Genomic DNA, 23,286 nt, shown 5'->3' with positions numbered 1-23,286 from the left:
ACCGGCACGCGTTCCCGCGCCGTGCGCACCTCGTGCACACGGCGCGTGCCACGACCGGGCGTTACCGGGCCGGATAGTCCGAGATGTACACCGGCGCGCCGACCCTGGTCGTGTCGGCGGGGTCGCCGATGCCGTTGACGACGTGGTCGATCGTTCCCGCGTCGAGGTTGACCGTCATGATGTGGTGCAGTCGGACGCCTCGGGTCTCGGGGACCTCGAAGCCGTTCTCGGTGTGGATTGACGGGTTGTTCTGGTTGAAGACGTAGACGCCGCCGGCGTACAGGGTGTGGCCCTTCACGTGGTCGGCGACCTTGTAGCCCGCCCAGCCTTCCACGTCGCCGTTCATCCAGTCGGCCTGGGTCGGCGGGTCGTACGGCAGCTCGTTCTGGTAGAGGATCGTCGTGCCGCCCTCGCCGTTCCAGACGGTGTTGTGCTGCTGGAAGTGCTCGACGAACAGCCCCGTGGCGGTCACGTTGTCGCCGTTGACGACGACGCCGTTGCGGCCGGTGTTGGTGTTCCAGCGTTCGGTGTCGGTGAAGCCCTCGACGCCGTGGTCGGCACGCCACACCCAGGTGTGGTCGATGAGCACGTTGTCGCTGTTGACCTGGAGCGCGATGCCGGTCTTGCCGACGTGCGGCCCGCCGACGCGGAAGTACACGTCGGCCAGGGTCGTCGGGTCGTCCGCCCGGCTCGGGCGGTTGCCGTGCTCCTTGCCGACGCGGAGCAGCACCGGCGATTCCTCGAGACCCGCGTCGATCGTGACGCCCGCGATGACGGCGCCGGGGACGTCGGCGACCTCCAGCGGGGTCGAGCCGTCGACCGCGGTGAGCGTGGCGTGGCCCAGGCCGAGGACCACCGTGCCGGGGCGCTTGACCTCGATGCTCCGCGCGATGTCGTACACGCCGGGTGTGAGCAGCAGGTGTTTGCCGCGCGCGAGCTGGTTGTTGATGACCTGCACCGAGTCCGACGGCTTGGCGACGAAGAAGTCGCTGATCGGTACCGTGCGGCCCGGTGTCATGCCATCGGCCCACGAGACGCCGCGCGTGTTCCTCCGCGCGGCCGGCACGCGAACCTTGTACGCGCCCTTGTCGTCGACGAACAGGTACGGCTTCTCACGGCTCACCGGAGTCGTGCCGAGAGTCGTGTACGGCGGGACCGGGAACTCCGCGTCGTCCGGGGCGCCGACGACGCCCGTGAACACCTGGTTCCACACCCCGTTGGACCATCCCGCGACCTCGCTGTTGCGGGTCAGCCACTGCTGCTGCGACCCGTTGGTGACCGACGGCAGCCTGGAGTCGGCGATGAAGCCGCCGCTGGCGAACTGCGGGCCGGCGGTGCAGAAGTCCATCAGCGACAGGTCGCCGCCGCTGATGTCGAGACGGCGCATCGACACGGCCTGGGAGACGGCCCAGAAGTTCGCCGACGCCCGGCAGCCGTCCTGGCCGGACGCGTTGATGCTGATCGACAGGTTGGACAGGGTGCGCCAGAAGTTGACGAGCGCCAGGCAGTTGCTCGTCCCCCCGTCGGCCAGGCAGCGGTTGTAGACCTCCACCTTGCCGTTGATGACCACGTCCGTGGGCGAGGCCCCCAGGCCGGCGATCTCCGTGTAGTAGCCGACCTTGATGTGCAGCGGATCCTGCGCCGTACCGTAGGTCCCCGGCCTGAAGAGGTACGCGTGGCGCTCGGCACCCATCTCGGCGTCGACCTGCGCGGCGTGCGCCGCGTCGAGGACCGCCTCGATCTCGCCGACCGGCATGCTCGGATCGAAGACGGTGACGTTCGTCCCCAAGCCCGGGTTGCCGGGCTTCGGCGCGGCGGCGTCCGCCGTGCCCGTCATCACCACGGCGCTGGTCAGCACAAGGCTGAGCGCTAACGTCAGGCGGCGCGAGCGCCACCCCCGGCGACCGCCAGGCTGGGTCGTCATCTGGGTCATCCCTTCCGCTGCGCGGCGTTGGACGGAGGACGGGCATGAGGGCATGGCGCATCGACCTGTCAGAGGACAGAAGACTGGAAAGCAGGCAGGACCGGGCAGGGCGCCAACTTGGAATGTTTCTACCGTGTGAACCGATCCAGGACCAGAGCACACGACCCTTGACTTTTGAGGCGGGGTGTCCTTGATCGGCCCCGGGCCTGCCGCCATGCCACGCAGGGACCTTCGGCCTCAAGCCAGGGGACGTCCGGCACTCCTGTCGCGCCGGCCGGTCGGACGGCCTCGGTGGTGAGAGGTACGCGGATTCGCCTGCGCGACGAACAGGAGCTCCGGTATGTCTGAGGGTTACGACGTCCTGCTGCGCGACGGCGTGATCGCCCACGGCGCCAACGACAGGCCATCGGACGACCAAACACCGCTGGACATGTCGCTTTTGGGACCTTGGCCTCTTTTGAGACCTGAGTCTTGTGGCTACCGTCGGAGGCATGATTCGTGTGTTCCTGCTTGACGACCATGAGGTCGTACGGCGTGGGGTGGCCGCCCTGCTGGGGTCCGAAGACGACATCGAGGTCGTCGGCGAGGCGGGAACCGCCGAATCGGCGATCGCCCGCATCCCCGCGCTCCAACCGGACGTGGCGGTGCTCGACGTACGCCTGCCCGACGGCAACGGGGTCGACGTGTGCCGGGAGGTCCGCTCCCGGCTGCCCGAGCTGGCCTGTCTGATGCTCACCTCGTTCGCCGACGACGACGCCCTGTTCGACGCGGTCATGGCCGGCGCGTCCGGATACGTGCTCAAGCAGATCCACGGCTCCGACCTGGTCGGCGCGGTCCGCACGGTCGCCTCCGGGCAGTCGCTGCTCGACCCGCAGACCACCGCCGCCATGCTGCAACGACTGCGCGACCAGGCCGCCAGGAAGGACCCGCTGGCCGCACTCACCGAACAAGAACGCCACATCCTGGACCTGATCGGCGAGGGCCTGACCAACCGGCAGATCGGCGAACGACTGTTCCTGGCCGAGAAGACCGTCAAGAACTACGTGTCGAACCTGCTGTCCAAGCTCAACATGCAACGCCGCACCCAGGCCGCCGCGCTGTCCGCCCGGCTCCGGGCGGACAAGCGCGGCTGACGGCCGCATGCCTCTTCACCGGCTGAGCTGTCACCGCTTCCTGCCTGCCACTGCCACCCCCGCCGCCGATGCGGGCGACCGGGATGACGGTGACGCCGTCCTGAACGGTCGGCTCGCCGAAGACCCGTTCGACCCTGGCGACGTCCTTGACGGTCCCGCGCTTCGCGGCGTCCACGGCAGGGACCAAAGTCCCTTGCCGCACGTCCGATGGACACTCAGGCCCTGCCGTCATGGGCTGATGACCGCTGGGACAGCCCTCCTTGGAGCACGGAGGGCTGTCCTTTGGTCAGACCGGATCAGGGCGTGGTGTTGATCGCTCCCACGTAGACGTTGCGCAGCACGTCGTCACCGCCGCACCGTGTGTGGATATCGGCGTAGATCCGCACTCTCGACCCGACTTCGGTGAAGTCCCACTTGAACACATTATCCTCTTGGCGGACGATGCCGTTATTGTCGGACACCGTGCTTTCGTAGGGCTTCACGACGGCGTCGTCCTGGTTTTTGAACGTGAATTTGATGGTGCGGCGCGGCCGGTGGATGCCGGCCGCGAAGACGTAGGAATCAGCGCTCTTGCTGATGTTGAACTCGCCCGGGTTGAACCGGCTGTCGACGTTCGGGCCGACACTCCTGCCGAGGCCCGTCGACTGGTGGACGTAGGCGCGCTCCTCGCCGCACACAGGCGGCGCAGCCAGGGCCGGGCTCGCCCCAACCAGCGCGGTGCCGGCGGTCAGTGCGGCGGCCAGCCCCATCACCAGGCCGGTGCGACGCGAGAGCGCGGCAGCCCGCCTAGGCATGCCTGCGGAGGTGGCGGATGTACTCCGGTCGGTCGATGTGCGCACAGTCGATTCCTTTCAGTGAGCATGTCGCTGGAAATTGATGGAAACGCCACGGCGGCGAGCTGACCAAGCGATGACTTCGCGACATCCGCGATCATCATCTGAATTCCGATGCGAAGCAAGCGCTGGTGAACCGGTTCACAATGATGATGTCAGGGATGTTCTTGCGAATGCCGGCTGATTCTCGCTGCTGGCGGCTCATGGCCGGGCGATTGATCGGGGTGGCGCAGTTGACGCTTTTCTGGTTTTTCCGAGCGCCATGAACATATGCGGCGCGGCGCTACGACCGATAGATCAGTCCGGCTAATCTATTTCACGGCGAGCTGGGCGTGATCTTACCTGTCGGCGGCGTTGAGGCAGCGTCCGGGCGGGCCGAACACGCCGGACAGCACCGTGACCGGATGCCCGGCCACGACCGATTCGACCACCTCCACGTCCGGGTACTTCCGCCGCCACGGCGACAGCCTCGTGAAGGCGGCATCGCGGCGGAGGAGGAGGGAGTCCCCCATCACGGTGCCATTGGCCCCTGATCCAGGCGTCCTCCTGCCCGCCTGCCAGGGCCTTCCTCGATTGTGGCCCTGTTGTGTCACGACCATGGTCGCTCTACCTGGACCGCGGATGGTGGTGGGCGTCCCAGAGCGCGGCGAACCGGTGATGGTCGAGGCCCCTACAATCTTCACAAAGGCTGCGATGATGGCCCTGGCACATTCCGAAGACGCCCAGTGGGGACCCGTACCAACGCGCATGGAGGAGCTCATGCCCCCTGTCCCGCTGGAGCCTGGAGACCCGCGCATGCTGGGGGCGTTCCAGATCTTGGGGCGCTTGGGAGAGGGTGGGCAGGGGATCGTCTACGAGGGGCGTAGCACGTCCGGTGACCGCGTCGCGATCAAGGTCCTCAAAGGTGGCACCGATCCTGACACCCGCCGCCGGCTGGCCAGAGAACTCGACTCCGCCCGCCGGGTGGCTCCCTTCTGCACGGCCCGCGTGCTGGGAGCCGATCTCGACCGGCCGGCTCCGTATGTGGTGAGTGAGTTCGTCGCGGGCCCCTCTCTCCAGGAACGCGTGCGCGGCGGCGGCCCACTGCGGGACGGTGATCTCGAACGGCTGGCGGTCGGTACGGCTTCCGCCCTCGCGGCCATCCACGGCGCCGGGGTCGTTCATCGGGACTTCAAGCCGGCCAACGTGCTGCTCGGTCCCGACGGGCCGCGCGTGGTCGACTTCGGCATCGCCCGGCCGCTCGACGCCGGCACGGCGCCTTCGGCCCTGTCGGGCACTCCCCCGTACATGGCCCCCGAGCAGCTCAAGGGCGAACACGGGTCGCCCGCGGCCGACGTGTTCGGCTGGGCCGCGACCATGGTCTACGCCGCGACCGGCCGGGCGCCGTTCGGCAGCGACACGGTCGCCGCGGTCTTCAACCGCATCCTCAACCAGGACCCCGACCTTTCCGGCGTTCCCGAGAGCCTGCGCGAGACCCTGGCCACCTGTCTGTCCAAGGACCCCGGGACGCGTCCCTCTGCCCGGTCGCTCCTGATCCGCCTGGTCGATCCCGGTGCCTCCACCGTCACGGTTCCCGACGTCGGCCCGGTCCCCACCGCGTACCTCCCTCCTGACTGGCCGGGTCCCGGCCCGGCCCGACCACCGGCAGCACCGCGCACCGTCCCCCTTGATGGGGACACTCGGCGAGCGAAGCGGCATGCCATCCCGCTGATCGCCATCTCCGTCGCGGTCATCGCGGCGGCCGGGGCGCTGTACGCGACCGGGAGGATCGGCGGCTCCGCCGCGGACGACGGAACGACGAGCCAGGTGGAACCAAGCACGTCCGCCGACCAGGACCCTGCTTCCGCATCAACCCCGACGCCGCCTCCGGCCCGGACGCGCGTAATCCCCGAAGCCTTCGCGGGCACATGGACGGGACAAGTCGTCTCGGACGACACACATAAGGAAACCGCCACCGTCACGATCGCCCTGTCACAGGGGCAGAGCACCGGCACGTGGGCGAAAGACGACTGCACGCAGCAGGTCACGCTGACCCGGGTCAGGAACGGCCCCGCGCTGGAACTGACCCTGGTGCAACAGGACCAGTGCGTGGGGGGAGACATGACCCTCACGCTCGAGGATTCCGCCACCTTGCACCTCGTGGGGCAGGAAGGCGCAGGCTCACTGACATACCAGGGGAGCCTGCGCCGCTCCTGACCGTTCAGCCGGCGCGCGCGATCTGGAAGGAGTACGCCCCGGTCTTCGCCGTGGGCGATCTGACGACCAGCGCGTAGCGCCCGTCCCCGCCCGAGAGCGGGAGGTCGAACTCGTAGCCGCACAGGGGGAAAGGCTGCCGGGCGGTGGCGACGCTCTGCTCGGCGGCGTCGAAGAGTTCCATGTCGACGGCGTCGCACGCCCCGGCGCCACCGAGGACCTTGATGGCCGTGGCGCCGTCCGAGTCGAACTCGAAACGGTCGATCCGTCCGGGGACGTCCAACCGCCCCGCCCCGGCGGGACTCCCCTCGCCGATCTTCAGACCGATCGCCGCGGGGAACGTGCGGACCTTGACCGTGGCGATCCTGAAGCTGTAGGAGCCGATGACGTTCGTGTTCCCCCACACCTCCAGGCGATGCCCACCCGCCTTGGTCAGCTTGAAGATCGAGGTGCCGAAGCCGAGAGCGACGCTGGAGGGGCCCAGCGGCTGGTCGTCGACGTCTGCGAACACCTGTAGCTGGATGTCGTCGCCCTGCATGTCGGTGACGTAGAACTCCCTGGCGTCACCCAGGTCCAAGGTGAACCTGTCCTTCTGCCCGGCGCGGGTCAGCTCGGCCGAGACCGTGCTGCCGTCGGCCAGGACTCCACCCGGTTCGACCGGCGCCGGGTCCTCCTCGCCGCCGCCGGCCTGGTCGGGGGTGCTCTCGGCCTGAGCGGGCGCGCTCTCGGCCTGGACGGGCGCGCTCGTCCCAGGTTCTGCGGTGACGCTACTGGTCACGCTCTGCGGAGCGACATCACCGCCTCCGGCATCCCCGCCGGCAAGGCCGCATCCGACGACCGTCATCAGCGCGAGACCGAGGACGGCACCATTGCGCACCAGCGTGACGAGGCGTAAAACAGGGAAATCAGTCATGCCAGCCATTCTCCGGACGTCCTCTTACACGCTGGTTGCCTCCCGCTATCCGCACCCCGAATCGATCAACGATTCTCCGGTTCTGAGGCAGCAGTGGCTTGAGCTCGACGGCATCACTCAGGGCGGCGGAAAACGGGCGGCGGAGCGCGGACCGGGAAAGATACTCTTCCGTGCGTGATCTCACCCCGGATCGGCGCGTACCGAAGCTTCCCACGCCGGCCCCACTCCCGCCATGTGCCCGTGACCGATGGAGAGTGACACGCGACCAGCGGCCCGCTCGTTGTGGCGGGACTGTGACTTCCTGATCTTCTGGGGCGCGCAGACGCTGTCGGTGGCGGGCGACTCGTTCGCGCTCATCGCGGTGCCCCTCCTCGTCCTGAACGTCACCGGCTCCGTCGCCCAGATGGGTCTGCTCACCGGCGTGTCGGGGGCGGCATCGGTGGCGGCAGGGGTGTTCGCGGGGGTGCTCGCCGACCGATTCGACCGGCGTCGGCTGCTCATCGCCTGCGACGTCATCCGCCTCGTCCTGTACGCGACCATCCCCGTGGCCTGGGCCTTCGGCCGGCACGTCTGGCTCCTGTACGCGGTGCTGCCGCTGGCCGCGGCCGTGGGCATGGTCTTCCAGGTCACGTACGTGTCCGCGGTCCGCGGCCTGGCCGGCGAGGAACGCGTCACCGAAGCCAACGGCATGCTCTACGCCACGGCCGCCGCGGCCGGCATCCTCGGCCCCACCCTGGCCGGCGTGGTGGCCGGTCACCTGGGTTCGACCGCCGCGATCGCCATCAACGCCGCCAGTTTCGGGCTGTCCGCGCTCGGCGTGCTGCTGACCCGCGTCTCCCGGTACGCCGTCGAGTCCGTCGAACTCGCTCCCAAGGGACGGCCGTGGCGGGAACTGCTGGCCGGGGCCGAGTTCCTGTTCCGGCACCCCGTACTGCGGACCCTGACCGTCCTGCTGTCGTTCTTCATCTTCATGACACTCGGCCTGACCGACATCGTGATCTACCGGCTCAAGCACGACCTCGGCCAGGCGGACTCCGTGGTGGGCATTGTGCTGGGAGTCGGCGCGGCAGGCACGATGGCCGGCTCGATGCTGGTGGCCCGCGTGCGGAGGGCCCTCGGCTTCGGGCCGTCGTGGATCGGGGCACAGATCGTGTCGGGCCTGGCCATCCTCAGCCTCGGGCTCGCCGGCTCCGTGTGGAGTGTGGCCGCCGTCATGGCCCTCTATCTGGCATGCGTCAGCGTGGCCGGCATCTGCTCCATGTCGCTACGGCAGCAGGTGACACCCGCCCACCTGCTTGGCCGGGTGACGTCGGCGTTCTGGACGATCCACTTCTCCCTCGGGCCGGTGGGCGCGGCCGCCCTCGGCTGGGGCGCCGCGCGTTACGGCGCGACGGCGGTGTTCGTGTTCGCCGGAGCGTCCTGCCTGCTGCTGGCATTGATCGCGCTGGTCACCCCCGTACGGCAGCGCCACCCCGAACGCGCATGAGCCATGTGATGCCGAGGGGAGCGGTGAGCGGCGGGAAGCGAAACGACCCCGCCCGGTCCGGGGTCGAAGGGGCCGAAGGTGGGCAAGGGCCGCCTGCTCTCGTGAACGGGGGTGGCCGCCGGTCGGACGAGCGATACTCCCGGCAGCACACCCTCTCGTGGCTCAGGCCATGCTGTCGCGCAACTCCGTCAGCGTGGCCGCGGTCAGGGGACGAGGATCGTCGTCAGGTTCGATGAGGATGACCGTGCAGGTCGCCGCGTGGGTGAGGGCGCTGGTGAAACTGCCGTCGGCGAACTGCAGGAGGGGCCCGCGCGGGGAGCGGCCGACGGCGACCTTGCGGGCGCGCGTTTCCGTGGCGTGTCGGGCCAGGGCTCGGCCGGCGGCGGCGTGGTCGCCGACGCTGGTGAGGACGTGACCGGTGGCGGCGGCGCCGTGTGCGGCGAGCCGGTCGAGGTGCGCCGTGACGGCGGCTCGGGCCTGGTCGGGGGTCTCGGTGTCGATGGCCTGTTCTTCGACGATGGCGGTCTCGGTGACGTGGACGACGTCCAGCGCGCTTCCGCTCTCCCTGGCTAGCTGTGCCGCCGTGTCCACGATGGAGGCGGCGTTGTCGTGCGCCCCTACGGCCACGACGAGCAGCGGGCGGTCGGCGGGCACGGCGCCGCCGATCGGGGTGAGGGCGGGTTCGACGGGCTCGCCTTCGCTGAGGTGCTCCTCCGCCTGGCGGAGCAGCCGGTGCCCGCCGGCGAGAATCGGGATGGCCAGCAGGAAGGTGGCGGCACCGAGGTAGAAGGGCACGCTCAGACCGGAGGCGTCAGCGAGTACACCGGCGACGTAGGGGGCCAGGCCGCCGCCGATGAAGCGCAGGAAACCGTAGGCGGAGGAGGCCACCGGGCGCTCGACCGGCGAGACGAGCATGACGGCCTGAGTGGTGAGGGTGTTGTTGATGCCGATGAAGGCACCGCTGACGACGACGGCGACGATCACCACGGTGGGCGTTTCGACGCCGGCCGCGATGATGGCCATCACGATCGCCAGGCCGAGCAGGTTGGCGTACAGCACGGGTGCCGTGCCGAAGCGGGCCTGCAGGCGCGGGGCGAAGAACACGCTGAAGGCGGCCACGAGCAGGCCCCAGCCGGTGAAGACCAGACCGAGCTGATGCGCGTCGAGCTCCATCGGGTACGGCGCGTAGCCCAGCATGGTGAAGAAGCCCCAGTTGTACAGCAGGGCCATGACGCCCATGGTCAGCAGACCGCGGTGACGCAGCGCCTTGAGCGGCGCCACCGGTGAGGTGCGCCGGGCGGGCTTTGGCGTGGCGGGCACGAAGGCGAGGGTCGCGATCAGGGCGATGGCCATGAGGACAGCGACACCGAAGAAGGGGCCGCGCCAGCTCACGGCACCGAGTGCGCCGCCGAGCAGGGGTCCGACGGCTATGCCGAGGCCGAGGGCGGTCTCGTACAGGATGATGGCGCCGCCGAAGCCGCCGCTCGCCGAAGCGACGATGACGGCGAGTGAGGTGGCGATGAACATCGCGTTGCCCAGACCCCAGCCGGCACGGAAACCGACGATGCCGCTGATGGAGTCGGTGGTGCCCGCCAAGGCGGCGAAGACGACGATGACGGCCAGGCCGATGACCAGGGTCCGCTTGGCGCCGATCCGGCTGGAGACCCAGCCGACGAGGAGCATCGCGACGGCGGTGACGATGAGGTAGCTGCTGAAGAGCAGGGACACCTGGCTCGGGGTGGCGTTCAGGCTGTCGGCCAGAGCCGGCAGGATCGGATCGACCAGGCCGATGCCCATGAACGAGATGACGCAGGCGAACGCGACGGCCCAGACGGCCTTGGGTTGCTTGAAGGGGCTGGCGGTCTTTCCGTGGGGTGTGCTCATGTTCTGTTTTCTCTTCCGAGGTTGACCTGTGAGGGGTGGGTCAGGAGCGTGCCTGCTGGTCCTGGATCACTCTGGCCAGGGCGGGCAGCGCGACCTTGACGGCCTGCTGCTCCTGTTCGGTCAGCTCGTCGATCAGTTGCTGGAGCGCGCCGGCGCGTTCGGCGCGCCGTAGCAGCAACACCTCCACTCCGGTGTCGGTGACTTCGACCAGCACTCCGCGTCCGTCGCTGTGATCCGCTGTGCGCCGCACCAGCTCCGTGCGTTCCAGGCGGGTGACGAGCTGCGACATGTTCGGCTGGGAGACGCGCTCGGCCCGGGCCAGTTCGGTCAGTCGCTGCGGCCCTTCGCGGGCCAGACGGCTCAGCGTGGAGGAGGCGGCGGTGCTGAGGCCACCTGTGGTCGCGCTGTGCCGGACGTGCCGTAACAGCTCCTCCATCGCGATGATCAAGCCCTCGGGCGACTCCTGCGGGACCGCCGTATCCATAATGCGCTTATGCATAAGCCCATTATGGACTCAGGACATGAGTGGACACGACACCGGATGGGTGGGTTCGTGGCGGTAAAGGACGCCTCCAGGACCAGATGGGTCACTCTCCGGAGAGCCGCCGGTCGACGCGGGCGAGCACGTCGTTGACCGGCTCGCAGGCGGTGCAGCGCCACAGGCGCACGGTGCCGTCGCCGTGTGCGGTGGTCAGCAGTTTTCCGTCGCGGGAGAACTCGATGCTCACGGCCAGGCCCACCACCTCGTCCTCGTGCCGGTTCAGCACGCGGTGCGTGCCGGCGGACCAGTCCCAGCTCCGGACGGTGCCGTCCACGCCGCCGCTGAACACCCGCCGGCCATCGGGACCGAAGGCCGCCACCCACGCCTCCCCTTCGTGGCCGCGCAACACCGAGACCTGGCCCATGCCTCGCGGGTCCCAGACCCGGACGGTGCCGTCGTCGCCCGCGGACACCAGCCTGGTCCCGTCAGCGCCGAACGCCGCGCCCCACACGAGCCGCTCGTGGCCACGCAAAATCAGAGTCTCCCGATCGGCTGCGCGCCGACATGGTCGCCCAACTGAAGGAACGAGGCTCGCTCCGCTCATCGCGCTCCAGGCGGGCACCTTCGGACGCGCCTTCACCTGGCGATTCGTGCCGCTTACACTGACCCTCGCGATCGGCGTAAGCTTCGTCACCGGTTGGGCACTGCTGTGAACCGCCAGACGCAAGGGGCTCTCCTGCTGATCCTCGGCGCTGTGCTGCTGACCATCTCCGCGTTCTCCACGACGTACGTGAACTACGTCAAGCCCGACTTCCGGCCGCTGCTCGTAGGAGCCGGTGCGGTGCTGCTGGGTCTGGGCCTGCTGTCTGTCGTTCAGGGCTCGCTGGGCCGGCCCGGCGCTCATGCCCACGCTTCTCGGGTGGCATGGTTGCTGGCCGCGCCCGTGTTCGTCATGGTGATAGTCGCGCCTCCCCCACTCGGCTCGTTCGCGGCCAGGCTCGGCGACGGCACGCCCGCACCTTCCCGGACCGCGGGCTACGGGGAGCTTGGCCGCGGCGGGGTGACGTTTCTGACGCTGGGCGAGTTCATCGGGCGGGCCTACGCACCGTCGGGCTCCTCGCTCACGGGAAGGAAGGTCAGGCTGACCGGCTTCGCCGTACCGTCCAAGACCGGCTGGAACATCACCAGGATGCGGATCAACTGTTGCGCCGCCGACGCGATGGCCGTGGAGGTCGCCGTGCACGGCGTGCCCTCCCCCAAGGAGAACACCTGGGTGCGGGTCACCGGCACCTGGATCCCTCGTAAAGGTCGGCGATCGGACACGTACGTACCGGAGATGACCGCTTCCGACGTGCAGCCGATTTCCCCGCCCGTCGAGCCGTACGAATAGTGGCCTGTCCGGCGGTCGCCGGGTCGGCCGGCGCGGCGAGAACGGCGTCGGCGAGGTCGGCACGCCGGTGGATGCCGCCCCGCACATTGCGATCGATCGCCCTGCGGTACGGCTGGCGCCCGCGGTCGGTAAGCCGCGGCGACCGCATGATCGTCCAGTCCACTGGCGCGACCGGCCTCGTCGGTACGGGCGAAGTCGGCGAACCCTTCCCTGAGGAAACGTCGCAGCAGCTTGACCACGACCCGGCTGGCCGGCCCATCGCCCTCGTCGACAACGTGCCCGCCGGCGGTGATGACGACCAGGCGGCGGGTTCCCGGCGGCCCACAGCGCGGTGACGATCGCACGGGCACCATCCGCGTCGTGATGCCTGGTGCCGCGCAGCTGCGTCAGAACTGACCACTCCCGCAACCCTCCCCGATTCCCGGACATATACGGCTTGCACAGACTCCATGTGATCTTTACTAGATCGCCAGACAACCATGACAACGTCCCCTTCGGCCCTCTCCTCGCCCCCGACCAGGACCACCCCTCCCTGGCCGAGGACACCGGCCAGAAAGGGACCCACTGGCCATGCGCCGAATCGTCTCTGTCATCTCCGCAGCCATCGCGGTCTTCGCCATCCTCGCAGTAACCGCGGGACCCGCCTCCGCCACCCCGCCCGGCATCCCCTCGGTGAGCACGGCCGCCTCCCGGCTGGCCGCGCTCACCGTCGCCACCGAGTCCCACGGCTCCACCTACAACCGTGACCTGTTCCCGCACTGGATCACCATCTCCGGGGCCTGCGACACCCGCGAGCAGGTACTCAAGCGGGACGGCACCAACGTCGTGACCAACTCCTCCTGCTCGGCCACCTCCGGCCGCTGGTACTCGCCGTACGACGGCGCCACCTGGACCGCCGCCTCCGACGTGGACATCGACCACATGGTTCCGCTGGCTGAGGCGTGGACCTCCGGCGCGTGGAACTGGTCCACCTCGCGCCGCCAGTCCTTCGCCAACGACCTGGCCGGCCCTCAACTGTGGGCCGTCACCGACAACGTCAACCAGTCCAAAAGCGACCAGGACCCCGCCCAATGGACGCCGCCGGTGACGTCCTTCCGCTGCACCTACGCCCGCGCGTGGATCCAGGTCAAGTACACCTGGGGCCTGAGCGTGGACAGCGCCGAGAAGTCCGCGCTGAACAGCATGCTCGGCTCCTGCTGACGGACACCCCAAACGAGCCGGCCCCGCCTCGCACATGGCGGGGCCGGACCGGTTTGATCATCAGCCCTTCGACGGGTCCAGCACTGGCAGCAGCTTCGTGCGGCGGGCATATCGCTGGACGAAGCTCGCGCCGATGACGGTGACGGCTTGATCATCGTTGATCGAGACCATGGACCATAGTCGCCCGGGTTGGTTGGCCTGCCGGTCATGTCATGCGGCCCGTCCTCGGTTGCGGCTCGAATGACTTCTTCGTACCGTCTAAATCTGATTGACTGGTAGCACAAATCGCCTTACGGTCCTTGTTACGAGGGAATCCCATGATGAACCGGCGCGGAAAGCTACCGTCAACATCCAGAACGTTGGTGACTTTACCGAGGAGGAAGCGTGCGAGAACGGTTCGGAAGCAAGTCGGCGATCGCCACTTTGATCGCCCTGACCCTGGCGGTGTTCATCTACGTGACGACCGAGTCGCTGCCGATCGGTCTGCTCTCCTTGATCGCGAACGATCTCGGTACCAGCGCGTCGGCGGTCGGGCTACTGGTCACCGGGTACGGCCTGATCGTCGTGGTGGTGTCCCTGCCGCTCACGCGGCTGACTCGCCGGCTGCCTCGACGTCGGCTGCTGTGCATCCTGTTAGGCGTCTTCATCGTGGCGACCTGCCTGTCGGCTGTGGCGTGGAACTACTGGCTGCTCATGGGTGCCCGGATGGTGACCGCGCTGAGCCAGGCGCTGTTCTGGGCCGTCGTGACGCCGGCCGCCGCCGGCCTGTTCCGGGCCGAGGTGCGCGGCCGGGCCGTGTCGATCCTGTACGCGGGCGGCTCCGTCGCCGCGCTGGCCGGCATCCCGGCCGGCACGTGGCTCGGTCAGCAGACCAACTGGCGGATGGCGTTCTTCGCGCTCAGCGGCCTGGGCCTGCTCGCACTCGTCGCGGTCGCGGCCGTGCTGCCCAACACGCCGACCGGGCAAGGCGCGGCGGACCGGGGCAGCTCACCCGACCGCGGCCGGTATCTGTCGATCGTGGCCACCACGGCGCTGGCGATCACCGGCGCGTTCACGGCGTTCACCTACATCAGCCCGTTCCTGACCGGCGTCAGTGGCTTCGCCGAGTCGTCGATCGGTCCGCTCCTGCTGGCACGCGGGATCGCGGGCCTTGTCGGCGTTTTCGTGGTCGCCTCCCTCATCGACCATCACGGCTGGCTCACCATGACGGGGCTCATAGGCCTGCAGGTGCTGGCGCTCGCCGGGCAGTACGCGTTCGGCGCCTCCCAGCTGACGACTGTCATCACGATCTCCCTGTCCGGCTTCACGTTGGCGGGCCTGACGGCCACTCTGGGTTCACGGGTGCTCGCGTACGCACCGGGCGCGTCGGACATGGCGAGCGCCGGTACCTCCACGGCCTTCAATACCGGCATCACCGCGGGCGCGTTCTTCGGCAGCGTGCTGCTGCTCGGCCCGGGTGTGCGCAGCACCGCACTCGTCGGGGCGCTGCTCAGCCTGGCGGCGTTCGCCGTCGTGCTGGCCGAACCGGTCTTCTCCAGCCGGCGGAAGGTCGCGCCGGCGACCACCGACGAGCCACTGCCCGAGGACACCCGAGTCACGTGAGCCGATGCTCAGCGAACAGCACCCTGCAACCCCCATCAATACCTTAGATGGTAGCCTGGCTGGCATGCGACTCGACGTGGGCCAGTTGCCGCTGGTCGGGGGGCACCCCGCACTCGATCTGGTCAACACGCTCGAACGAGGGGCAGCGCTCGACGGCAAGCCGCCCCACGACTTCTTGTCCGACACCTCCGCATTACTGCGCTGGACGGTCAAGGTAGGCCTGATCAGCGACGCGGAAGCCAACCGGGCCGGTCAGGCATGGCTCGACGATCCCGCGGCGGCACACGCGGGACTGGCCGCCGTGCGGGACATCCGGGAGGGGCTGCACCTCGTGCTGCTCGCGGCGATCCAGCCCGCGGACGGTGGGGCGGCGGGTGACCCAGGCGACCCCGCCGGGGGCGACCCGATCGCGGCCGGGGCCGCGCTGGTCGGGCTGCACGAGCGGTGGTCGGGGGCGGCCGCCCGAGCGACGTTGGTGCTCGACAGAGGCGACCCGCCACAGGTACGACTCACCTACGGCACGGTAGCGGCCATGCTGATACCCGACCGGATCGCCGAGGCCGCACTCGACGCACTGCGGACGGCCGACCTGACCCGGGTACGCCGCTGCCCCGTACCCGAAGGCGGCTGCGGGTGGCTGTTCCTCGACCAGAGCCGCAACGGTTCCCGCCGCTGGTGCCGCATGGCCGACTGTGGTTCCAGCGCCAAGGCCCGGCGGCTCACCGAGCGCCGCCGCGCCGCGCGGGCCGGCGCCCCGTAGTCTCTCCGGTTCACGTACGCGATCAACGGTCGGCGGGCGCGGCGTGGCTCGCTAAGCACCCGCTCGCGGCGACACCGCCCACGCATTTCCTACCGACATCACCGCGACCGACGAGGCCACCGCCCTCGTAGACCGCGTCGTCACACGGCTGGGACGGCTGGACACCCTCGTCAACGCCGCCGGCATCAAGACCCACCACCCCAAAGGTCCTGTAAGTCACGCTGGGGGCGCTCACAACTTGTGGGTCGTGGGCCCCAAGTCTCGCTCGGCCAACCACGCAGATCTGCGGCTTTGCCCAGCCGCATAGTTACGTCATCTGATCGTGAGCCACGGTGAGCCACACTTCAGTCACGCCACACGCCCCCGGAGCCTGGTGCTGGACGCGCCAGAACACGTGCATCCCGAGCTTGAAAGGCCGGAGTTACGTCGTCGCGGGTAGTGACGGTCGCTGGCGGGTGGGCTATGCCGGTGGGATGAGGTATCCAGAGGACGGCACGCATCCATCGGCACGGTGCTGCCTTCGGTGAGCGCTGTCGTCAGCGCCAGACCACCTCCCCCGTCTGTTCCCTGGCCAGTCGCATCGCCGTACGGATGTTGTGCAGCAGGTTGTCGCCGACGTTCACACGTGGGAACGGTTCGTCCGGAACGTCAACACCGAGGAACCGGCACAGCGGCGCCCAGCCCTCCTGCACGCGATAAACCAGCAGCCGCTCAGCCGGCACGGTACGCCGGACCCGTTCGTTGTGCTGTTCGAACACCCGCAGGCAGTGCGCCTTGTCGAACACCCGCCCGCCGAAGGTCGCCGCCGGAATGGTGGCCAGCGCCGTCTGCATTCGCGCGAAGCCGGACTCCTCCGCCCACTGCCGTTGCTCGTCGGTGAGTTCCTCGAAGAACGCGGCACCGAGCTGGAACATCTCGACGTGGCTGGCCCACCAGCGTTCCGGATCACGTTCGGTGAGCAGGATCTTCGCGTCCGGGTACGCAGTGACCAACTGCTCCCAGAAGTAGACGGTCGGCCAGTCCAAGGCGGCTCGATAGCCCTCGAAGATCAGCGACCAGTCGACCTCACCGCCGGCTTCGTACGCCGCCAGCCAATGCTCGCCGTCCGTACATCGACGCAACGCCTCCATGCCGTGATAGCACGGCCCGGACCCCAACCGTTCCAGCGCTGCCTTCACCGACATCGATCCGGTCCGATGCATCCCGACGCCGATGACCTGCAGTCCCTCACTCATGCAATGCCCCTCCTCCCGAAGCTGCGCCCCAACCTTGACCAATGGCTGGAGGAACGCCCTTACTGGCCCACCGCCGCCGACAATCCCGCGCTGTACCTCAAGGCCAAGGTCGGACGCATTTCGGCCCGTTCAGCTAGCGCCATCATCGCCCGCAACGCCGGCCTGGACGATACACCACCGCTCACGTCCTGCGCCGCCCCGATACAGGCAGCCCCGGCACTGGTGGCAACGATGCTCTGCCAACTCCAACTCTCGCCGCTGGACAGCTGGGCGAACCGGCAGTGCGAGCTCGTCAGCCGGGTGAGCCGAAGCGGAGGCCGACGCCTGACCATGTAGCCGTTTGGCCGACCGGGATCGTCCCTTCGGTCGATGACCAAGCTCGAGCGGGCACGAAGAATGCTGCTCCGTGAACCGATTCCCGATGATCCTTGCCGTGGCGTCCGCCTCAGTGATCGGCCTGGGCGGGGGTGCGTCCGCCTCTGCGAGCGCCCCGCTTCCGCCCCTGCTCCAGGCGGCCTGTCTTGGCACGACTGCGACAACCGGCCGGGCGCCGAGTGCGGTGTGATCGCGGTGCCGCTCGATTGGAGCGCGCCGTCCGATGCGAAGATCGAATTGACCGTCGTACGCCGGAAGGCCACCGATCCCGCCGCTCGGGTGGGCACTCTCTTCTACAACCCGGGCGGCCCTGGCGTGCCCGGCGCGCTGCTCGTGCGCGACTACGCTTCCGACACTTTCTCCGACGAGCTGCGCCGCCGCTTCGACATCGTGGGCATCGACCCACGTGGTGTGGGCGAGAGCACGCCCACACTGCAGTGCGGGTTGCCCGTCCACGATCCCGCGATCAGCGAGTTTCCGAAAAGCCAGACCGAACAATTAATTTCGTCAAGAATTGAATTCGGCGGGGCTTACGCTTACGCTCCAGAGATCCGATGTCTCCGCACCTCCGGTGGTGACCATGCCTTCTCGACGATCTCTACTGAGGGCAGGCGGTACATTCGTCCTGGCCACACTCGCCTCATCCCCCGCATCGGCGCAGGCCGCTGCCGGATCATCCGATCCATGGCACAAGATGCCGCACATCCTGCGGAAGATCCGACCTCCTCGTTTCCCTAACCGAAGGTGGGATGTCACCGCTTTCGGCGCCGTCGGTGACGGCACGACTGACTGCACGGCCGCGTTCAAGGCGGCGATCATCGAGTGCCATCGCAACGGCGGCGGCCGCGTCGTGGTCCCGCCGGGACGCTTCCTCACGGGCGCCGTCCACCTCCTCAGCAACGTCGAGCTGCACGTGTCCGAGGGCGGCGTGATCGCCTTCAGCACGGATCCGAACGCGTACCTGCCGGTCGTCTTCACCCGGTGGGAGGGCACGGAGTGCTACAACTACAGTCCCTTCATCTACGCCCACGGCCAGCGGAACGTCGCGGTCACGGGCAAGGGCACGCTCGACGGGCAGGCCAGGCAGGGCCCGTGGGAGAGCTGGTACGCCGACGGCGGGCCGCAGGGCGGCGACCAGCGGGCGCTGCGGGAGATGGGCGACGAGGGCGTGCCGGTCGAGCAGCGCGTGTTCGGAGCGGGCCACTACCTGCGTCCCGCCATGGTCCAGTTCGTGAAATGTCAAAACATCCTGGTCAGCGACGTCACGATTCTCGAGCCGCCCATGTGGACCGTGAACCCGGTTCTGTCCACGAACGTCACCGTGCGCGGCATCACCGTCGTCAGCACGCTCTACAACACCGACGGCTGCGACCCCGAGTCCTCGTCCTACGTGCACATCCAGGGGTGCCGGTTCGACACCAACGACGACTGCGTCGCGGTCAAATCGGGACGTGACGCTGACGGCCGCCGGGTCGGCGTGCCCAGCGAGAACGTCGTCGTCCAGGACTGCTACTTCTCCGGCCGCTGGGGCGGCATCACCGTTGGCAGCGAGATGTCGGGCGGCGTCCGCAACGTCTTCGCCGAACGGTGCGTGATCAACTCGCCGGACTTCCCGGGCCACTACCCGGTGAAGTATCCCGTCTACATCAAGGCCAGCAAGAAGCGCGGCGCCTTCATCGAAGGCGTCTACGTGCGCGACTTCACCGGCCGCAACGTGGAGCGTGAGGTGATCTTCGTCAACATGGCCTACAACAGCCACGAGGGCGGCACGGAGCCGGTGTCGGTGCGCGACATCCGGATGGAGCGGACCAGGCTCGACGGCGCCGGCGCCGTGCTCAACCTCGTCGGCCTGGAAACCGACCACCTCGTCGGGGTGCGCCTGGAGAAGTGCGTGTTCACCAACATCACCGGCCCGGACAAGATCGCGTTCACCGATGGGTTGAGCATGCGGAAGGTGCTCGTGGACGGGGTGGAGCAATGAGGCACCTCATCGCCGCCCTGATCCTGCTGGTGACCGCCGGGGTGGCGCTCCCCACGCAGGCCGAAGCCGAGCAGCAGGTGCGCGGGTGGACGATCCTGTCCGACAGCGACGCCGGGGCCGACGCCGTCATCGCCGCCGCCGGGTCGCACAAGATCAATCACCTGCAGTTGAGCCACGAGATCGTGCACGATCTGCGCGAGGTACGCGAGCCCGCCAAGCAGGCGCAGGCCAACCGGCTCACCAAGGCAGCGCACGACGCCGGGATCGCCGAGGTGGCGATCTGGGACCACTCGCTCTACGACCTGGACTACTATCCCGCCGAGTTCCGCACCGGGCCCGACGGCACGATCGACCTGGACGATCCGGCCTTCTGGGAATGGTTCAAGCAGGACTACCGGGAGATGCTCGACCTGGTGCCGGACATCGACTCGGTGGTGCTGACGTTCATCGAGACCGGTGCGCGGGTGGAGCGGCAGCACTCGGCGAAGCTCACCACGGCCGAGCAGAAGCTCGCTTACCTGGTCGACCGGGTTGCCGAGGTCATCGTCAGCGAACGGGGGCTTGACCTCTACCTGCGTACGTTCGGCTACTTCCCCGAGGAGATGGAGCGCACGATCGGCGCCATCGCGCTGGTGAGCAACCCCGACGTCAAGGTGATGGCCAAGGCCACGCCGCACGACTTCTTCCTCACCCACCCGAACGACTCCACGATCTCGCGGATCAACCGGCCCGTGCTCATCGAGTACGACACGGCGGGCGAGTACAACGGCCAGGGAAAGATCGCGAACGCGTGGCCGGAGGAGCACATCAAGCGGCTGCGCCACTACCAGACCCTGCCGAACGTGATCGGCTACGTGGCCAGGACCGACCGCTACGACGAGTCGCGCATCGTCGGCACGCCGACGGAGATCAACCTGTACGCACTGGCGCGCGCGACGGAGGATCCCCGAGTGAGCGTGGAGACGATCTACCGGGAGTTCGCGGAGAAGACGTACGGGCGACGGGCCGCGGGTGACGTCGCTGCGGCGCTGTCGAAGTCGTACGAGATCGTCACCTCGGTGCTCTACAGCCTGGGCACGAACACCGCGAACCACTCCCGGCTGGACTACGAGCCGTACTGCTCGAGCTACCACCGCAGCGTGTCGGGCAAGTGGATCGAGCCGCCGGTCACCTATGTCCGTCACGGCGTGAACAAGCGGTTCCACTTCTGGATCGACGTGGTCAACCATCTGTCGCCGGCGGCCTGCAAGACCGACCCCACACTGGCCAGGGAGGCGCAGTACGTGCTGGACAGGGGGTGGGTGACACCGGGCGACCAGATGACGCCCACGTATCTGCGGTACGTGCTCACCGAGAAGGACCACGGGGTGAGGGTGGCGGAGAGCGCGCTGCGCGACATCGACAAGGCGCGGCGGGACCTGTCACCTCAGCACTACCAGCAGCTCAAGGCGTACTTCGAGCGAACGGTGCTGACCGCCAGGCTGCACCGGGCCGTCGCGGCGGCGTACTTCGGGTACCGGATCTACGCGCGGGACGCGGCGCAGCGGACCGGGAAGATGAGACGGCTCATCTGGGACGGGCTGGACGACGCCCAGCGCATAGCCGAACAGATCCAGACTTATCCGGCACCGGCGGCGAGCGGCGAGTGGGACTGGGTCCGGGACGCGGCCGAGGCCGCCAAGTACCACGACCGCATCTCCAAGGGCTGGGACCGATACGGCGGCATCGCGGTCCCCCGCCCCTGACGGTCCTCTCTCCTCCGAGGGGCGGGGCGGTCCTGTGGCAGGACCCGCCCCTGCCGCATATCAGTTCTCCTCCTTGCGAAAACGGACGAGAGCGCTGGCGTAGTCGCCCCCGGTCAGGTCGAGGTCGAGTCCGGACGCCATCAGCACGGCGCCGTGGTGCAGCCGGCCGGTGTCCTCGTCGCGGTAGTGGCCGAGCGGGTCGAGCCCGGCCAGGCGGAGCGGGAGGCGCGGCTCTCCGAACGCGACGGGCCCGCGCCAGGCCAGCACGACCACGCGCCCGTCGTACGCGTACTGCACCCCGCCGTCGAGCCGGTATTGCTCGCCGAGCTGGACGACCGGCCGGATGTCCTTGTAGGCGGCGACCAGCGCGGCCGCCTCGTCCAGCTCCTCCCGGCTCCAGGCGAGCAGGTCGCCGCCGAGCCCGAGAACGCCCGCCATCGCCACGTGGAAGCGGAAGCGCAGCGGCGTGACCCGGCCGGTCAGCGGGTTGGGGCTGTCGGTGACCCAGGCGGCCATGGCGCGGGCGGGGTAGACCTGGCTGAAGCCGTGCTGGATCGCGATCCGGTCCCAGGCGTCGGTGTTGTCGGAGGTCCACACCTGGTCGGTGCGGGCCATCATGCCGAGGTCGGTGCGTCCGCCGCCGCCCGCGCAGCCCTCGATGCGCAGGCCGGGGTGGTCGGCGCGGAGCTGGTCGAGGATGGCGTAGACCGCCCGTACGTGGTCGTGCCAGACCCGGGCGTCTGGCCCCGCCTCGGTGAGCGCGCGGTTGAAGTCCCACTTGAGGAAGTCGATCTCGTACTCGCCGGCCAGATCGTGCAGCCACTTGCGGACCTGATCGGCCACCTCGGGCCTGGCCAGGTTGAGCACGAGTTGGTTGCGCAGCTCCGTGCGTGGCCGGCCCGGCGTGTGATGCGCCCAGTCGGGGTGGGCCCTGTAGAGGTGGCTGTCAGGGCTGACCATCTCGGGCTCCACCCACAGGCCGAAGCGCATGCCCAGCCGGTGCACCTCGTCGATGAGCGGCGTCAGGCCGTCGGGGAAGCGGTCACGGCTGGGCCACCAGTCGCCCAGTCCGGCGTGGTCACCGGCCCGGTCGCCGAACCAGCCGTCGTCCACCACGAACAGCTCCGCGCCCGCCTCCGCCGCCAGCCGGGCGAGCCGGAGCTGGTTGGCCTCGTTCACCTCGAAGCCGACCGCCTCCCACGAGTTGTAGAGGACGGGGCGCAGCTCGCCGGGCTGGGGCAGCACGTGGCGTGTGACGTGGCGGTGCCACGCGCGGCTCGCGCCGCCGTACCCGTGCGCGCTGTAGAGGCCGGCGAAGGCGGGCGTGACCCGCTCCTCCCCCGGCGCCAGCTCGAACGCCGGCCCTTCATGGCCCGCCCCGCCGGTCCACCCCGCGCGGCCCGACGGGCCGCGGGTGACGGTGACGCGCCAGCTCCCGCTCCAGGCCAGCGCGCCGCTCCACACCTCGCCGTGCCGTTCGGTCGCGTCTCCGCCGTCGATCATGAGCCATGGGTTGGCGTGGTGCCCGCTCAGCCCGCGCCTGCTGGTCAGCACGGTCTCCCCCATCGTCAGCTCGGGACGGCGCAGCGCGTGCTCGGCACTCCAGCCCCCGGTGACGTGGCTGAGCCGGTAGCCGCGCAGCATGGGAACGCTCCAAGCCGCGGAGTCGCAGCGCAGCACGGTCACGCGCACGCCGGAGCGCAGGACGGTCCACCGCTCGATGACGTCGCTGTCGGCGCGAACCCGGTAGTGCAGCTCGACCTGGAAGGGATGGCGGCGGTCGGAGAAGCGGAGCGTGAGGTGGCCTTCGTCCACGTCGTGGCCCTCGTGACGCCACACGACGCCCCTGTCGCCACCTGGGAAGACGACCTGTAGCGAGGGCGTCTCGAACCGGGCGCCCGCCTCGGTGACCAGTTCCTCGTCGCCCGCCGTCACGCTGTCGAAGCTGCTGGTCCCCCACGCCGCGGGCGCGCGCAGGGCGGCGGCCTGTGCGGCCGTCAGCACGGGTCCCCAGTGCAGGCAGCGGGGCGCGTCGTCCTCCGCCAGCCCGACCACATAGCTGGTGAACGGAGTACGCAGCAGCCACCTGCGTCCATCGGGGTCGTGGGTCACCAATCGCATGAGCGAGAGCCTAGGCACGCCCCACCCGCA

22 protein-coding genes and 1 pseudogene are annotated in these 23,286 nt (G+C 69.0%); 14 read left to right on the top strand and 9 right to left on the bottom strand.

Translation table 11 applies throughout. The features are described from left to right. Positions 1-61: 61 nt before the first annotated feature. Complete coding sequence (locus ITP53_RS14990) at positions 62-1,924, bottom strand: adenylyl cyclase (RefSeq protein ID WP_195895988.1); 1,863 nt, start codon at positions 1,922-1,924, stop codon at positions 62-64. 491 nt (positions 1,925-2,415) lie between these two features. Here ITP53_RS14990 and ITP53_RS14985 point away from each other — a divergent pair, with 491 nt between their 5' ends. Continuing rightward, positions 2,416-3,057, top strand: coding sequence for a response regulator (locus tag ITP53_RS14985; RefSeq protein WP_195895987.1), 642 nt, complete (start codon positions 2,416-2,418; stop codon positions 3,055-3,057). Positions 3,058-3,353: 296 nt separating this feature from the next. Here ITP53_RS14985 and ITP53_RS14980 read toward each other — a convergent pair whose 3' ends face one another. Continuing rightward, complete coding sequence (locus ITP53_RS14980; protein ID WP_195895986.1) at positions 3,354-3,896, bottom strand: hypothetical protein; 543 nt, start codon at positions 3,894-3,896, stop codon at positions 3,354-3,356. 332 nt (positions 3,897-4,228) lie between these two features. Then, a complete protein-coding gene (locus tag ITP53_RS14975; protein ID WP_195895985.1) occupies positions 4,229-4,402 on the bottom strand; it encodes an adenine nucleotide alpha hydrolase family protein in 174 nt (57 codons plus the stop codon). 247 nt (positions 4,403-4,649) lie between these two features. On the opposite strand from ITP53_RS14975, the gene ITP53_RS14970 reads away from it, so the two are divergent. Beyond that, positions 4,650-6,086 (top strand): serine/threonine-protein kinase, encoded by a 1,437-nt coding sequence (locus ITP53_RS14970; RefSeq protein ID WP_195895984.1) that lies wholly within the window; start codon positions 4,650-4,652, stop codon positions 6,084-6,086. Positions 6,087-6,090: 4 nt separating this feature from the next. On the opposite strand, the gene ITP53_RS14965 is transcribed toward ITP53_RS14970, so the two are convergent. Continuing rightward, positions 6,091-6,996 carry a hypothetical protein gene (locus ITP53_RS14965; RefSeq protein ID WP_195895983.1) on the bottom strand — a complete coding sequence of 302 codons (906 nt, stop codon included), beginning with the start codon at positions 6,994-6,996 and terminating at the stop codon, positions 6,091-6,093. Here ITP53_RS14965 and ITP53_RS14960 point away from each other — a divergent pair. Both ITP53_RS14960 and ITP53_RS14955 read left to right on the top strand, forming a co-directional pair. After that, positions 6,995-7,174, top strand: a complete 180-nt coding sequence (locus ITP53_RS14960) for a hypothetical protein (RefSeq protein WP_195895982.1) — start codon at positions 6,995-6,997, stop codon at positions 7,172-7,174. The genes ITP53_RS14965 and ITP53_RS14960 overlap by 2 nt on opposite strands. Before the next feature lie 69 nt (positions 7,175-7,243). Continuing rightward, a complete protein-coding gene (locus tag ITP53_RS14955) occupies positions 7,244-8,482 on the top strand; it encodes an MFS transporter (RefSeq protein WP_195895981.1) in 1,239 nt (412 codons plus the stop codon). Between the two features lie 162 nt (positions 8,483-8,644). Here the strand turns inward: ITP53_RS14955 and ITP53_RS14950 are convergent, their stop codons facing one another. From ITP53_RS14950 to ITP53_RS14940, 3 genes are all read right to left on the bottom strand, one after another. Next, positions 8,645-10,366 carry an MFS transporter gene (locus ITP53_RS14950; RefSeq protein ID WP_195895980.1) on the bottom strand — a complete coding sequence of 574 codons (1,722 nt, stop codon included), beginning with the start codon at positions 10,364-10,366 and terminating at the stop codon, positions 8,645-8,647. Positions 10,367-10,406: 40 nt separating this feature from the next. Continuing rightward, entirely contained in the window at positions 10,407-10,865 is a 459-nt protein-coding gene (locus ITP53_RS14945) for a MarR family winged helix-turn-helix transcriptional regulator (RefSeq protein ID WP_207755984.1), read from the bottom strand. Positions 10,866-10,953: 88 nt separating this feature from the next. Then, positions 10,954-11,379, bottom strand: a complete 426-nt coding sequence (locus ITP53_RS14940) for a WD40 repeat domain-containing protein (protein WP_195895979.1) — start codon at positions 11,377-11,379, stop codon at positions 10,954-10,956. A gap of 165 nt (positions 11,380-11,544) precedes the next feature. Here ITP53_RS14940 and ITP53_RS14935 point away from each other — a divergent pair, with 165 nt between their 5' ends. The 6 genes and pseudogenes from ITP53_RS14935 to ITP53_RS61075 form a co-directional block, all read left to right on the top strand. After that, positions 11,545-12,237 carry a TIGR03943 family putative permease subunit gene (locus ITP53_RS14935; RefSeq protein WP_195895978.1) on the top strand — a complete coding sequence of 231 codons (693 nt, stop codon included), beginning with the start codon at positions 11,545-11,547 and terminating at the stop codon, positions 12,235-12,237. Between the two features lie 146 nt (positions 12,238-12,383). Then, positions 12,384-12,572, top strand: a complete 189-nt coding sequence (locus tag ITP53_RS14930; protein ID WP_195895977.1) for a hypothetical protein — start codon at positions 12,384-12,386, stop codon at positions 12,570-12,572. A gap of 235 nt (positions 12,573-12,807) precedes the next feature. Then, positions 12,808-13,437 (top strand): HNH endonuclease family protein, encoded by a 630-nt coding sequence (locus ITP53_RS14925; RefSeq protein ID WP_195895976.1) that lies wholly within the window; start codon positions 12,808-12,810, stop codon positions 13,435-13,437. Positions 13,438-13,821: 384 nt separating this feature from the next. Beyond that, a complete protein-coding gene (locus ITP53_RS14920; RefSeq protein WP_195895975.1) occupies positions 13,822-15,039 on the top strand; it encodes an MFS transporter in 1,218 nt (405 codons plus the stop codon). Between the two features lie 64 nt (positions 15,040-15,103). Further along, positions 15,104-15,799, top strand: a complete 696-nt coding sequence (locus ITP53_RS57395; RefSeq protein ID WP_236050827.1) for a CGNR zinc finger domain-containing protein — start codon at positions 15,104-15,106, stop codon at positions 15,797-15,799. A gap of 79 nt (positions 15,800-15,878) precedes the next feature. After that, a pseudogene (locus tag ITP53_RS61075) lies at positions 15,879-16,106 on the top strand (SDR family NAD(P)-dependent oxidoreductase); the annotation flags it as partial. A gap of 229 nt (positions 16,107-16,335) precedes the next feature. Here ITP53_RS61075 and ITP53_RS14905 read toward each other — a convergent pair. Then, positions 16,336-17,034 (bottom strand): sulfotransferase family protein, encoded by a 699-nt coding sequence (locus ITP53_RS14905; RefSeq protein ID WP_236050826.1) that lies wholly within the window; start codon positions 17,032-17,034, stop codon positions 16,336-16,338. Between the two features lie 3 nt (positions 17,035-17,037). On the opposite strand from ITP53_RS14905, the gene ITP53_RS14900 reads away from it, so the two are divergent. From ITP53_RS14900 to ITP53_RS14890, 4 genes are all read left to right on the top strand, one after another. Continuing rightward, entirely contained in the window at positions 17,038-17,370 is a 333-nt protein-coding gene (locus ITP53_RS14900) for a hypothetical protein (RefSeq protein WP_195895974.1), read from the top strand. 225 nt (positions 17,371-17,595) lie between these two features. Beyond that, positions 17,596-18,147 (top strand): alpha/beta fold hydrolase, encoded by a 552-nt coding sequence (locus ITP53_RS56035; protein ID WP_207755983.1) that lies wholly within the window; start codon positions 17,596-17,598, stop codon positions 18,145-18,147. Next, entirely contained in the window at positions 18,104-19,390 is a 1,287-nt protein-coding gene (locus ITP53_RS14895) for a glycoside hydrolase family 28 protein (protein WP_207755982.1), read from the top strand. The genes ITP53_RS56035 and ITP53_RS14895 overlap by 44 nt, the downstream gene beginning before the upstream one ends. Further along, the gene (locus ITP53_RS14890; RefSeq protein ID WP_195895972.1) at positions 19,387-21,135 is read left to right on the top strand and encodes a hypothetical protein; all 1,749 of its coding nucleotides are present in this window, start codon (positions 19,387-19,389) and stop codon (positions 21,133-21,135) included. The genes ITP53_RS14895 and ITP53_RS14890 overlap by 4 nt, the downstream gene beginning before the upstream one ends. Before the next feature lie 60 nt (positions 21,136-21,195). Here the strand turns inward: ITP53_RS14890 and ITP53_RS14885 are convergent, their stop codons facing one another. Next, positions 21,196-23,256: an alpha-galactosidase gene (locus tag ITP53_RS14885; protein ID WP_195895971.1), complete on the bottom strand. Its 2,061-nt coding sequence runs from the start codon at positions 23,254-23,256 to the stop codon at positions 21,196-21,198. Positions 23,257-23,286: the final 30 nt, after the last annotated feature.

The organism is Nonomuraea cypriaca (assembly GCF_015645445.1).
Classification (GTDB): domain Bacteria; phylum Actinomycetota; class Actinomycetes; order Streptosporangiales; family Streptosporangiaceae; genus Nonomuraea; species Nonomuraea cypriaca.
This window is presented reverse-complemented; position numbering and strand designations above follow the sequence as displayed.